Genomic DNA, 14,364 nt, shown 5'->3' on the forward strand with positions numbered 1-14,364 from the left:
ATCTCCCCCATCTCCCCCGCTCCCCCTCCCCCCCGCTCCCTTATTAGTGCGTCCCATGCTCGAAATCACTCGTACCCAAACAGGTGCATTTTGTCAAGAGCAAAACCTAGAAATTTGGGAAGATTCTACTAACCACGACTTAAAGTATGCTCGTAATCGTATCCGCGCTGAATTGTTGCCATACTTGCAAACTCACTTCAATCCCCAAGCTGAACAAGCTCTAGCGCAAACCGCAGAACTCCTTCGGGCCGATACAGACTATCTAGCAATTGCGGCTAGTGAATTGTGCTTACAAGCATCTTTTAGCAATAGTTTAGATGGAAAATATCGAATTAATCGCCATATTTTGAATGGAGTTCATTTGGCTTTACAAAGAAGGGTTTTAAGGCAATTATTACAGGAAATATTGCCTGTTTCTCCGAGTTTTGTTCACATTGAAAAAATTCGAGAATTAATTTCTGCACCTAATAGATCCCAAACCGCTCCCTTTCCCGGAGGCGCGATCGCGATTGTTGAAGGTCAATGGATTATTTTTACAAAACTTACGCACTCTTGACTTTAAATCAAGGCTTTGAGATTACTTCACTACGTTCGCAATGACAATAAAGGGGGTAGTAAAGCCGGATTTGGTATCAGCCATTCTGTTATAAAATAAAACTAGAACCCACATTCCGCAGATATTTGAGCGTTCACCTAGATAGCAATTTAACCCAAGAGCGTCAAGATATCTTGCGGCATTTAGGAGAGTATTGCTGTCAATACTATTTAATATTTTCAAATGAATGACGAGCGATAGCGAAGTGTAAATATTTGTGAATAATTTTCATTGATTAGTCAAGGTAATTTGCTCTTGGCATAATTTCCCTTGCTTCAAAATATGAGCGATCGCGATAAAATAGCAATGTGAACATATCAGAAAAAGTCAATTATTTCAACTTCCTTGGTTTAGGTAAATTTGACAAGCTTCTGTAACGCTAAAGCCGCATAAGTTCAACCCAAAAGCATTGGGCTTCCAAGTTTTCACAACTGATTAAAAAATCCGATCAAATATCTGCGGAATGTGGGCTAGAAGTTACGCAAGTATCACCTGCGTAACTTGTACTAAATATTAACTATTAACTATTAACTATTAACTATTAACTATTAACTACTAACTATTAACTCGACAAACTCCCCAGCATCTCTCGCAACTGAGCGATCGCCTGCATTTGATGATCTGCCTTTTCCTGAACCTGGCTGAGCTGAGCCCCCACCGCCTCTAATTTTTGCCGTAAGCCACTGAGATTATCCTGTACAGGTTGCAACATTTCTTGGTAAAGATTCACCCGTCCCCAGAGTTCTGCCACTGTTCCCCGCTGGTTTTGTAAATTCTGTTCCAACTGCTTAATTTCGTAACGTTTCGCCTCCTGTTCGCCACTTTGACGGTGAATAGTCCCCTCCATCTGGGCGATCGCCTCCCGCATCTGCTGAATTTGAGCTTCCAGTTTCTGCAATTCCTCCCCATGTTGATGCCGCTGACCCTCTAACTGGCTCAACACCGGCCCCAAATCAATTTTTTCATTTTGTTTGCCACCATCAGCCTTACCCAGCCTACGCTCCAGCACAGCTTGGTGTTGACTCAAAACCTCCTCCCTCTCCCGCAGACTGCGGCGCTGGCCTACGAGAGTTTCATTCAACATCTCATAATTTTCTTGCTCGTCAGCCAGTTCCCCTTCCAAACTCAAGCGATCGTACTCGCTAGCCGCTCGGATCTTCGCTTCCAACTCTTCAATCGCCTGGCGCTGAAAAGTCAGCTCCTCCTCCTGATCGTTAACAAAACGAAACACCTTTTCTAAATCCTGTTGCAGATGTTGCACCAACCCCTGCAACTCCTCCACCGGCATCTTTTCCAGCGCTTGCACATCCACCTTCTCGCTCACACTCACCCGATCGGAAGACTCAGCCAAGCGATAAAGTTGCTGGTAAACATCCTCCTGGGCCCGCATCTGCGATCCCAAAGCCTGAGTCTGCTCTTGCTTAACACTCAGAGCACTCTGCTGGCCCTTTAACTCAGCCCGCGCTTGCGCCAAAGAATCTTGAGCTTGTTGCCATTCTTGCCATCGATTCTGGATATTCTGACCGTTCCTTTCCACCTCATCCTGCTGCTGCTGAACCCAACTCCGTTTTTGTTCCAACTGCTGCCAGTGCTGATCCAGCAATGCTTGTTGAGCCACCACCATCGCCAAAGAGTGATTCAACTCCTCCCGTATTAACTCTTGAGGAGCAGCAGCCCCCGACAGTCGTTCGAGCAAATCCTGAATATTCTGGGCCTGCCGCTCGTCTAACACCGCCGCCTGCTGCAAATTAGTCTGCTGCTGCTCCATGCGCTGCATCTCGCCGCGCAACTGTTCCCAAGCACCCTCAATTTCCAGACGACTGCGATCGACCTCTTCCCGCAGGCGATTAGCCTCCTCCCGCGCACTTTCAATTTCCGAGCGTTGGGCCTCTAGCCGTTCGAGTTCCTCCTCCATTTGCGCTAGCTGCTCTTCGCGAGCCTGCATCTCCATCTCCCGGCGGTTAAGCTCCTGACTAGAAAAAGTTAGAGAAGCCTTCCACTGCTCTATTTCCTCTTCCTTGTCCTTAAACTTATCCTGCAACCGCGAGAAATTTTGCAGAATGCTCACCAATTGGCGGGCGGCCTCCTGAATTTGCTGCACCTGCTTACTATTGCTCAGCTCAACCAGCACCAGAGTCCCACCGTTGAAGCTATTAGCTTCCTCCGCTGGAATCAACTCCTCACCGGGTACAGCGCTCCAATTATGCTCGCTCCGCCGACAAGCTAGCAGTTTGAGTTCAGCCTTACCGCTACCAAGACCAAAGCTGCTTTTCTGTTTTTGTACTTCCGCTAGATACAGCACGCTGATCGTCCTCTTGAGGTGTCGTTTGCCCAATCCGTGGATAACATTCTTTTCCGACTGTAGCAGCACAAGCGCGTGCTGCTGGCTCGAAGCGTCCAGAAAGCGCAAGAATGCCCCGCCTTCTGGAATTGCAAGCTTTCTAATTCTGACGCGCTGCTACTAGGCGACAGAACTGAGGGGGCGAAGATTGGCCCGTTGCTGTAGTTCCAATTTAGGCTGAAGATGCGCGTCAAGGTCAGCTAGTCAAAAAGTTTTCATTTATTTTATCAGTCTTATCGCCTCGCGGGTAGAAGCGATCGCTAACCTAACATGATATATCATGCCAATCGGAGTACACCCCGATAATTTCCATGTCAGAGCAGTATTAGGCTAGTCTAACTATAGTTCAGAAGTTTAAGTAAACTACCCACCGCTAACCCTGACTTTAAAACCGAGGGCGACACGGGGGCGATGCCCCTACATAGATGTAGAGGGCCCGGTTGGCTGTACTGCTTGGATAGTAAAGTCATGCGACACGAGCTGATAGCCAAGTTAGCTCAAATTCCAACGGTTTTAAGGAGAAAACTTTAGCTCCATGCAGGGAAATTTGAATGAAATAGACATCCGTAGCATCCTGCAACTGATTGAGTTGGGCCAGCGAACTGGAGAACTGTTTGTCGAGGCCTACAGCTCAGCGAGCGGCGGCCTCAACCAGCAAGCTTTCCACCGTTCGCCCTCAGAACAATCTTGGTTTGTCTTCTGTTTTAATGGTCAGATCATCTACGCTACCCAGAGTGCGGGCAGTTTGTTTCGCCTGCGAGACTACCTGCGGCGCTATAAAGCCGACACCGCTCTTGACAATATCGAAGCACCTTCGATCGCATCTACGAATGCTCCTGAGTACGGCTACCTCTGGGCTCTGTTGGAAAACCACACCCTCACCCCGGCTCAAGGGCGCAGCATCATCCACAGCATGGTACACGAAACTTTATTCGACCTACTCAGCCTGCACCAGGGGGCTTTTACCTTTGAGATGGGGCCGGCTTTAGCCCCCCAGTTGACCAGCCTGGATATTAGTTCTTTGTTAGCTAAGATTATTAAACAAGTGCAGGAGTGGAAGCAGTTTCACCCTCACATTCAGTCACCAAACCAGTGTCCGGTGATTTCAGACCCCGCTCAACTGCGCTCAGCACTGCGACCCAATGTCTTTAACACCCTCAACCGTTGGGCTGATGGTCAGACATCGATTCGCCAAATGGCGCGATACCTGAACCGAGATGTCTTGACAGTTGCTAAGGCGATTTATCCATTCGTACAGCAGGGATTAGTACAACTGTTCTATCAACCCTCTCGCACGGACACTCAGGCGCGAGAATGGTCATCGCGGGAAATTAAAATTCCCAGAGTTGTCTGTATTGATGATGACAGCGTGATTCGCAAGACCGTCGAGGCGATTTTGAACGAGCATGGTTATGAGGCCACTGGTATTAGCAACCCCCTTAAAGCGCTGAGTCTGGTTTTTCAGCTCAAACCCGACTTAATCTTGTGTGACATTGCCATGCCAGAACTTGATGGCTACGAAATCTGCGCCATGCTCCGTAATTCTACTGCTTTTCGGCAGACACCAATTGTGATGCTAACTGGCATAGACGGATTTATCGACCGCGTTAAGGCGAGGATGGTAGGAGCAACTGACTACTTTACCAAGCCCTTTGGAGAAAGCGAGTTATTGATGCTCGTAGAAAAATATGTCGGGCCGGGTTTGAAGGAAGCTCCTGAATCGGCAAGATTATTAGCTGACGAACTAGAAAATCACATAGAAGAAAACCAGAAACCTCAGAAAACCTGATGCGATGCCTTCGGCGCGGCGTTTCGCGATCGCACTTTTAAGTTAGTTGGAATTCAATTTCCTACCAAAGTCAGTCTCAATGCCCGAAGTGCAAATATAATATACCTAATTCTCAACTAAGCTCCTAAACAAATATCCCTTGCGATTAGTAGTTCTCAGCTAGCGCCGATGGCAGTAATTCCTGTTAACGTTAAACCCAAGCTTGCCTGTAGCAAAATCTACGCTACCCATTTTAGTTGTAGAAGAGAGCGCACACAAGCAAAGGTAAACGAACTCAAAACCCCATCGAGGTTAATTCCTTGGTCTGTGGGTCAACAGAAATACGGGCGAACATTCCTTCGTCCTTACCCAACTCTCAAACAATCGCTATACGGGTAGGTATCGGCATTATGGTGGGCAACCCGGACTTCATATTACCAGGCTTCAATTCCGATCAAGCTCCTGAATTTCAAGAGCTGGAAAGTCCCGAAGGTGAACTACACCTGCGGTTTTACGTTCCTTCGGGAAACGAGTTTGCACTACCAGCGATGGGCATTCGAGAGGTACTTTCCCCGGCACCCGATAGAATGACCCCGATTCCCAATGTTTCTCCCTTGCTTTTAGGTACTCTAAATATGAGGGGGCGCGTGATTTGGGTTGCTGACTTGGGCCAATTTCTAGGAGACCAAACACCTTTAAACACGGACAGACCAGAAATTCCGATCATTGCAGTCGAAGATCAAGACACTATATTAGGGTTAGCAGTCGATCGAATTGTCGGGATGCACTGGCTCGATGTAGACCAACTGCACGCTCAGTCTTCAGCTCCTGATGGGATGGTTCCATTCCTTAGAGGGGAATGGTTATTGGGCGATGAGACTTCTCAGGTTCTCAGATTGCTAGACCAAGTGAAAATTCTGCGCTCGGCCCGGTGGGCTGCATGAAATCGATTTTATTTTTTCGATTTTATTTTTTCGATTGAGTCCGATCGCGCGTCAGAGAATCACTTCTAAAAGTCAAGGTAAAAATCTAAAATCTAAAATCTAAAATCTAAAATCTAAAATCCAAAGGGGGCGGCAAATGGCAACAACTACAGACTTTGAGCAGGAGTACCAGCGGGCAGAAGCGGCATACCTGGAGGGCAACTATGAAGAAGCTGCTGCTCTGGTTTACCAGTTAGTAGAAGATTTTCCCGAAGATCCAAGTGCTCGCTTGCTATGCGGTCACATCTACTGCTACGGGCTGCAACAGTATGATGTAGCGCGAGAACAGTACATGGTAGTGCTGAGTCTGACAGATGATACAGGCTTCGTAGATCATGCCAACAACGGCATTGCTTACGCAGAGCAGTTTGCCGTTGGAGCACCCGGAGAGAGTTTAGAGAATTTTTCAGAAGATTTAGATTTAGAAATGTACCCTGGTTTATCTGGGGAAAACGATTTAGAACAACCGGACTTATCGCTTTTTGGTGGCGGATCTGATTTGGAATCCGATCTCGGCACCAGTAGCCTAGAACTAGATAACGCTGGCATGATGGGCATGGGGCTTTCCGAGTTAGATTTTGAAAATAATTTAGAAAATTACGCCAACGACGCAGAACTTTTAAATCCCTTTGGCGAATCCCCCAACTTTGATAGCAACAGCAGCGGTAGTGGAGGGATGGCAGCTTTTGCCGATGCGGATCTCGACTCAGGGGTAGAGTTGGGGGGGCTGGATTTTGACGATGATGCGATGGCTATGGCTGATACCCAGCTTACCTTCCCCGCTCCCAAGGAAAAGCCATCACCGCCGGCTCAGGAACAGAGACAAGCAGATGTATTTGCCGGGGCTGCCTCGAAACAGAACGGTCGCACTATAGGCTCTCAATCCCTTGCCGATTCTGGGTTGGCAGACTCTGGGATAGAAGATCTAGGCGAGTTCCCAGAAGATTTTGATGATATGTTTGCGCCTTTGGAACTGCCAGACGACCTTAACTTTGAAGAATCTTACCCACCAGCCGAGACTAACGGCAAGCAAAAGATGCCACTCCAACCGCAGCCAACAGCCGAACCAGGACAGACAAGATCTAGAACATCAGGCATACAAGCCAAAGAAGGCAGCGATTTAGGTGGAAGTAAATCCAACTATTCCGTTGCTGAAGATGAAACCCTATTGATGGGATCGCACAGCGCCCCGGAAGCTTTAAGCGAGATCGGGAAACCCTCGAAAGATTTGAATTCAGGCTTTAAGTCCACTACCCAGGGAAGTAAAGCCGCCAAGGGTGAAGATTTGCAAAACGGGTTCAATATTCCAGATAGTTTCGACCTTGACAGCTTCGACGACGATGCCTTTGCTGACTCCTTTTCTAGCTACGAAGAAACGCCATCCCACTCCTTCGGCATGGCGGGCCCCGATAGTGACTTCCCCCTAACACCGAGTCCCCAAACCGATCGGGGTGACTGGATAGATGACTTCGATGAATTTGGAGATGTAGGCAACCTCCCCGACTTTGATATCTCTGACGATGCTAATAGCTCTATTCTGACCACAGGCGGTAGTAGCGGATTTGGAGGGATGACGGGCGGAGTCATGGGGGCGACTACTAGCAACCTGGACTTTGGGGATAACAGCGATGGCTCAGCAATTCGGGATGATGAGATTTTTAGCATTTCAGGAACCCCAGAGTCGGTACCGAGTTTCACTCCCACAGAAGAACCCATCGATGCGACAGTAACGGTAGAGCAGGGCGGGTTGGCTTTCTTGGAGAATGCCCCGCTGATTACTAAGCAATTGTACACGGCGATCGGTACGGGGTTAATTTCCTTGGTGGCTGTGGCACTGGTGACTAATTTTGCTTCTTACCAAGCCCTGAAGCAAGATAAACCAGAGGCGATCGCTTACTTGCGGCAAACAGGCTGGGCAATGACCGCAGCCGCCGGTTTCACCAGCTTTCTGACAGCTTGGGGCTTGGGTCACTTAGTTGCTCGTCAGGTGAGCAAATCGACAGACGACTTGCAAGTTCAGTTTGACTCTGTATCCCAAGGGAATTTAGAGGCTCGCGCCACAGTTTACTCAGAGGATGAATTTGGCAAAATGTCGGCCAAATTCAACCACATGGCAAAGGTGATTCTGACTACAACTAGCGATGCTAGAAGGAAGGCAGATGAACAGGAACAAGCCAAAGAAGATTTGCAGCGCCAAGTGATTCGACTGCTGGACGACGTAGAAGGGGCCGCTCGTGGCGATTTGACGGTGCAAGCCGAAGTCACAGCCGACGTATTAGGAGCCGTTGCTGACTCGTTTAACTTAACGATTCAAAACCTGCGGGAAATCGTCCACCAGGTGAAACAGGCAGCACGAGACGTGAGTACAGGCGCTTCTGAGAGTGCTACCTTTGCCCAAGGTTTGTCCTCTGACGCGCTGCGACAAGCTGAAGAACTAGCGGCGACATTGAATTCCGTACAAGTGCTCACAGACGCGATTCAGCGGGTGGCAGAAAGCGCTCGCGAAGCAGAAGAAGTAGCGCGGGGCGCAGCAGCTAGCGCCATCAAAGGCGGCGAGGCAGTGGAGCGGACGGTAGCAGGGATTTTAGAAATTCGGGAAACGGTAGCAGAAACGACCAGAAAAGTCAAGAGATTAGCCGAAGCTTCCCAAGAAATTTCCAAGATTGTCGCTTTGATTGCGACGATCGCCTCCCGGACGAACTTGCTAGCCTTGAATGCTAGCATTGAAGCAGCGAGAGCAGGGGAAGCAGGACGGGGGTTTGCGATCGTGGCGGATGAAGTGCGACAGCTAGCAGACAGATCCGCTAAGTCTCTTAAAGAAATCGAGCAAATCGTGATGCAAATTCAGAGTGAAACAGGGGCGGTAATGACGGCGATGGAAGAGGGGACTCAGCAGGTAATCGAGGGGACGCGGTTAGCAGAACAGGCGAAGCGATCGCTAGAAGATATCATTCAAGTAACGAACCGCATCGATGTACTGGTGCGATCGATTACCGCAGATACCATCGAACAAAACCAGACAGCAAGCGCTGTTTCTCACGTTATGCAAGCAGTAGAATTAACGGCCCAAGAAACTTCGCAAGAATCGCAGCGGGTATACGGTTCTTTGCAAAACTTGGTGGGCGTTGCGCGAGACTTGCTGACATCCGTAGAGCGTTTCCGGGTAGAAACTGCGGAAAGGCAATGAAGCAGGGGAGCAGGGGAGCAGGGGAGCGGGGGAGCAGGGGAGCGGGGGAGCAGGGGAGCAGGGGAGCGGGGGAGCGGGGGAGCGGGGGAGATGGGGAGCTGTTGAGCTCTTGAGTATGGGGGCAGGGTAAGGGAATTAATGTTAACAGTTAATAACTAATAGTTAACAACTATCTATTAGTTAACAACTAATAACAACTAACAGTTAACAATTAACACAGGACTTACGTACCCAATCCAAAGAAACCGGGTTTTTTGACGAAAATACTTCGCCTTCACCCAAAGATTTTTCCAAAAACCCGGTTTCTGAAGCCATGAGCGTAAGTCCTATTAACAGTTAACAATTAACAGTTAACAATTAACAATTAACAAAATTTGGAGCGAATTATGCTGCCGGAGCAACAACAGAGGATTATGGGTTACTTTATTGAGGAGGCAAAAGACCACCTCAATACAATTGAACAAGGCTTGCTAAATTTGCAATCCACTATCGAAGACCAAGAACTTGTTAACGAAGTATTTAGAGCCGCTCACTCAGTCAAAGGTGGAGCGGCAATGTTGGGACTCAGCAGCATTCAACAAACAGCTCATCGCCTAGAAGACAGTTTTAAAATTCTTAAAGAATGTGAAGGCGTGAAGGTAGACCAGAAGCTAGAATCATATTTCCTGCGCGTTTTCGATACCATGAGCACGCTGATCGAGCAGTTGTCAGGGCCCTTTGGTCTGACGGAAGAAACAGCCGACCAAATGCTCAAAGAAGTAGAACCAGTATTTCAAGAACTCAATAACCACCTCGCCCACATCGTTAAACAAAGCGGCGGTGTGTGGGAAGCCACCGAATTGCACGAACCAGAGATAGTAATGGCAGGAGCAATAGGAGGGGTAGCAGGCAGAAACTTGTCCGTTGTCGCCCCATTACCAAAAGCTCCTGTACAAGCAAAAGAAGAAAGTGCGCTGCAACTAATTTTTCGCTCAGATGTTACCGACCAACTGCGGCAAATGTTGCAAGTATTTAAACGCCCCGAAAGTGCAGAAAGTCGGCAACAACTAGATAAAATCTGCCGCAATTTTAAGGCAGCAGGCGAACAATTTGAACTCCGTAACTGGGTGGAATTAATCGGCACAGTAGAAAGAGCGATCGCAAATCCTGAAAACACTTACCGCAACCTGGCACAAGTAGTTATCAGAGACATCAAACAAGCCCAAGAATTAGTAATTGTCGGTCGCGAAGCCGAAATCGCACCCGGTCAAAATCTGATCGCCCTGCTACCACCAGAACCTGCTATTGAAGAAGAAAGAGATAGCGAACTAGAAGATTTGTTGGCCTTCGCCGAAGATTACGGACAAGGAGAAAACGCAGAAGAAACTCTTTGGGATTTAACAGGCGTAGAATTCAACGAACAAGAAGAGGATGACTTATTAGCAGAATTAGCAGAGCAATCTGACGCTAGTACAGACTCCGAAATGGATCTCGACGAAATATTTAATAAGGTAGAAACCAACACAAACTCAGGATTTGAATGGGGAGATACTAACAGCAACCATCAGGAAACTATGCTTCAGTTTGACGATGGGACACCCTTCGGAGCGACAGAGCAGGAGGCACTTTCCTTTAAAGGAGCTAGTAGAACCGGGCCAGAAGTAGGGATAGCAGAACTTAACACCTTAGCCGATTTGTTTGAGGGGGAAACGCCAGACCTAGACGGCGCTTGGGAAGAAGAGGACGATCTTCCCGAAATGACCTCTGGAACAGCTATTGGCTTGCCCGCTTCAGATGATGATAATTCTGGTGATTTTACAGACTTGCTATTCGATACAGAAGAAGATAAACGCAAGGAAGTCACTAGACAGATGCCACCAACAGATGACCTCACCAGCTTATTTGGTGGGGATTTCATGTTAGGAGAAGGGGAAGAGGAAGCAGAGATGGCATTAGGAACAAATGAATTATTGGCTCCCAGTGCCAATAATTCGAGCCGTAAACTTAATGGTCTATCTGAGGAAAAATCGGGAGAATTAGCTAATTTGTTCGACGAGATTAACGATAATGAACTTGACGACTTAGCATTACCATCTGACTGGGAAGGAGAAGGGGAATGGGGAAGTGAGGGAGCTTTTGAACAGGAGATGAATGGAGGCCTCGCACAGGAAAGCGACGGCGCTTTTGAGCAGGAGAGCAATCTTGAATTCTCAATAGATGACGATGATTTGACAGAGCTGTTGGCGATCGCTCCAGTCAACGATGCTGATAACGGTCAAGAACTTGAAGCTGGATTGAGCAACGAGCAACAAACCGAAGTTTCCGCGATCGACATGATACCGAGCTTGGATGAGGAGGGCGAAGAGAGCAATTGGTTTACAGACTCTCTCGACCAAGAAGAGGCAGAAACCACTTCACCAGAACTGGGGCTGGAAAATGCAGATTTAGATGCTCTATTTGGGGATATGGAAAACCTGAGTGAGGAAAGCGAAGAAGAAGAAGAAGAAATCGCTCCTGTACCTCTGGCAACAGCGGAGTCCCAAGATACTGATTTCGATGAACTGTTTGGTTCAGATTCCGACATTGACAATAATGACCTAGAAGATGACCTAGAAAATGACCTAGAAGCAGTTGCTAATGTAGAAAATTGGCTCGATTTAGAGGATGCCAACGATAACGATTTAGAATTACCCAGTTTAGATATGTCTGGGGAAAATGCCGACCTCTCAGACTGGGAAGGATTTGCGGAAGAAGAAGAAATTGCCAGCGCTCTATCTACAAATTCCGATCGCAAAACTGAAGATAGTAGTGAAATGGAATTGCTAGACGAGTTGCTGGAAGCAGAAGGTGATTTGGATCTAGAAATGGAAACGGATGCAGCAGAATTATCAGGGGTCGAAGATGTCGATGAAATGCCAGTTGCACCCGATAACTGGTTAGAAAATGAAATGGATTTGTTGGGGGAATTTGAAATTTCGGAGTCGGCGGATACCTCGATCGCAGTAGCAGAAAACTCCGCTGAGGAAGGCAGCTTAGACGACTTGCTAGACTCGAAAGATGCCGAGGTCTCGATGAACTCAGAAGCGGCAATTGAAGCGGCCCAGATGCCAGAGTTGACAACTCAGTTAACTGCAAACGAGACAGAGAGCGAGTTCTTGGCATCAGAGAGTGCGGAAGATTTTGCTGATTTAGAAGCGATGTTGAGTGAGGCGACACAGAGCAATGACGATCGCCATGATGCCGCGTTGGAATCAGATGTTTTCTCCGATTTGGAAGACTTGCTGATAGATTCAGAAGAACGAGTCCCAGAACCACAAGTTGCACCAATTGCTAGCAACATATCTGTCCCTGTGGAATTAGACGACGGCACTGATGACGAATTTGGGGACTTAGGCATATTGCTCGATCAAATTAAAGGTCAAGCTGGCTCGGGCCGCGAAACAGTGATGGGACAGGCTAGCCGCAATGCTCGACCTAACCGCCGTTCCTTCGAGCAGACGATGCGGGTTCCAGTCAAGCAGTTAGATAACCTCAGTAACCTGATGGGGGAACTGGTGGTTAACCGCAACAGTTTGGAGCAGGATCAAGAGCGGATGCGGCAGTTCTTAGACAATTTGCTGCATCAAGTATCCCTGCTGTCCGATGTAGGGGCGCGGATGCAAGACCTCTATGAGCGATCGCTCCTAGAAATTTCCCTGTTAGCAACGCGCCAAGCTCATCGCAATACTTGGCAGCCAGAGGTTCAGGGTAACGACCAGCACAGCAGTAGCAGCAGCAACCGTTTTGGTTTCTCAGATATAGAATTAGACCGGTTTACTCCTTTCCATAGCCAATCTCAAGAGATTATTGAGCTGATCGTCCGAGTCCGGGAGTCGGCCGCTGACATTGAATTTTTGGTGGATGAGGCCGACCAAGTGACTCGCCAATTGCGGCAAGTTACAACTCAGTTGCAAGAAGGCTTAACTCGCGCGCGGATGATGCCTTTTGCTCAAACAGCAGACAGACTACCCCGTGCGGTGCGAGATATTTCCATTAAATGCGGTAAGCAGGCGCAATTAGTGGTTGAGGGCAAAGATACTTTAATCGACAAGATGATTCTGGAGCAGTTATATGACCCTATGACTCACTTGGTGAATAATGCCATTACTCACGGGATTGAAACTCCCGATGTGCGACAGGCCGCTGGTAAGCCCGCAGTAGGTAAGATTACGATTCGGGTGTTCCATCAAGGCAACCAGACGGTGATTTCGATTTCTGACGATGGGGCCGGGATCGATCCGCAAAAGGTGAAGGCGAAGGCGCTCAAGCAAGGGTTGATTACTGCGGCGGGGGCGCAAAAAATGTCTCGCGCTGATGTTTACGATTTGCTGTTTATGCCGGGATTTAGTACCCAGGAACAGGCGACGGAATTTGCCGGACGCGGTGTGGGGATGGATGTGGTGCGGACTAGCTTGAGCGAAATTCGAGGCAGTATTAGTATTGACTCGACTGTTGGTAAGGGGACGGTGTTTACGATTCGCTTACCGCTGACTTTGAGTATTTCTAAGGCGCTTTGCTGTATTAGCGATCGCGCTCGGATTGCTTTCCCGATGGATGGGGTGGAGGATATGATCGATGTCCCCCGCGAACAGGTGCAGGTAGGGGCAGATGGTCAGCATAGTATTGAATGGCGGGGTTCGATGTTACCTTTCCGCCATTTGCGGGAGTTGTTGGGTTACAACCGCTATTTAGGCCGGGGTAGCGTTTACGGGTTTAATGCTGACGATGACATGATTTCGGTGATCGTACTGCGAACGGCCGGGATTTTCTTGGCGGTGCAGGTTGACCAGGTTTCCACTGAGCAGGAGATTGTAATTAAACAATTGGAAGGGCCGGTACCGAAGCCGGTGGGAATTGCGGGGGCGACGGTGTTGGGGGATGGTAGGATTGTCGCGATCGCAGATGTTTTAGAACTAATTGATTTAGCTACGGGACGACTCAGCAAGGATAATACTGTAGCGTTCTGGGATGAGAATAGTTCTCAGCCTCCCGCTGAGGCCCCGCCTGATAAGAATGAGCCCACTGTGTTGATTGTGGATGATTCGATTACCGTGCGATCGCTGCTTTCGATTACTTTTGAGAAGTCTGGATACCGAGTTGAAGAAGCTCGCGATGGTAAGGAAGCTTGGGAAAAACTGAAGTCTGGTTTGCCTTGCGATATCGTATTCTGCGATATTGAAATGCCTCGGATGGATGGTTTGGAGTTGTTATCCCGGATGCAAAAGGATTCGACTTTATCTGAGTTGCCGATCGCAATGTTAACGAGTCGTGGGGCGGATAGACACCGCCAAATGGCTTACAGTTTGGGCGCACGGGGTTATTTCACTAAGCCTTATTTAGAGGAGCATTTGCTTGATGCTGCTTCTCGAATGCTTAAGGGTGAAGTGGTTGGGGCTCCTGCTGCTGCTGGCGCTTAATTATTACTGTTTTCAGTTACATGAAAACAGGATAATTGCTAATTCAGAACTTACG

At 48.3% G+C, this 14,364-nt stretch carries 6 protein-coding genes; 5 read left to right on the forward strand and 1 reads right to left on the reverse strand.

Annotation, left to right across the window (positions count from 1 at the left end):
- Positions 1-556 (forward strand): ATP-binding protein (locus OSCIL6407_RS30420; protein ID WP_083893664.1); only part of this gene is annotated, 556 nt, incomplete at its 5' end.
- Between the two features lie 601 nt (positions 557-1,157).
- On the opposite strand, the gene hmpF is transcribed toward OSCIL6407_RS30420, so the two are convergent.
- Positions 1,158-2,897 (reverse strand): pilus motility taxis protein HmpF, encoded by a 1,740-nt coding sequence (hmpF, locus tag OSCIL6407_RS0107875; RefSeq protein ID WP_019487090.1) that lies wholly within the window; start codon positions 2,895-2,897, stop codon positions 1,158-1,160.
- Positions 2,898-3,471: 574 nt separating this feature from the next.
- Here hmpF and OSCIL6407_RS0107880 point away from each other — a divergent pair.
- The 4 genes from OSCIL6407_RS0107880 (at position 3,472) to OSCIL6407_RS0107900 (ending at position 14,309) form a co-directional block, all read left to right on the forward strand.
- Complete coding sequence (locus OSCIL6407_RS0107880) at positions 3,472-4,725, forward strand: response regulator (protein ID WP_007354952.1); 1,254 nt, start codon at positions 3,472-3,474, stop codon at positions 4,723-4,725.
- 389 nt (positions 4,726-5,114) lie between these two features.
- The gene (locus OSCIL6407_RS0107885; protein ID WP_007354951.1) at positions 5,115-5,648 is read left to right on the forward strand and encodes a chemotaxis protein CheW; all 534 of its coding nucleotides are present in this window, start codon (positions 5,115-5,117) and stop codon (positions 5,646-5,648) included.
- Between the two features lie 136 nt (positions 5,649-5,784).
- Complete coding sequence (locus OSCIL6407_RS0107890; protein WP_007354950.1) at positions 5,785-8,874, forward strand: methyl-accepting chemotaxis protein; 3,090 nt, start codon at positions 5,785-5,787, stop codon at positions 8,872-8,874.
- Between the two features lie 386 nt (positions 8,875-9,260).
- A complete protein-coding gene (locus OSCIL6407_RS0107900) occupies positions 9,261-14,309 on the forward strand; it encodes a hybrid sensor histidine kinase/response regulator (protein ID WP_007356446.1) in 5,049 nt (1,682 codons plus the stop codon).
- Positions 14,310-14,364 lie beyond the last annotated feature (55 nt).

Origin of the sequence: Kamptonema formosum PCC 6407, from assembly GCF_000332155.1 — a bacterium.
GTDB classification, from domain to species: Bacteria; Cyanobacteriota; Cyanobacteriia; order Cyanobacteriales; family Microcoleaceae; genus Kamptonema; species Kamptonema formosum.

Coding starts and splice junctions, on each gene's coding strand:
- OSCIL6407_RS0107880 (WP_007354952.1), top strand. CDS start 3,472: ATGCAGGGAAATTTGAATGAAATAGACATCCGTAGCATCCTGCAACTG.
- OSCIL6407_RS0107885 (WP_007354951.1), top strand. CDS start 5,115: ATGGTGGGCAACCCGGACTTCATATTACCAGGCTTCAATTCCGATCAA.
- OSCIL6407_RS0107890 (WP_007354950.1), top strand. CDS start 5,785: ATGGCAACAACTACAGACTTTGAGCAGGAGTACCAGCGGGCAGAAGCG.
- OSCIL6407_RS0107900 (WP_007356446.1), top strand. CDS start 9,261: ATGCTGCCGGAGCAACAACAGAGGATTATGGGTTACTTTATTGAGGAG.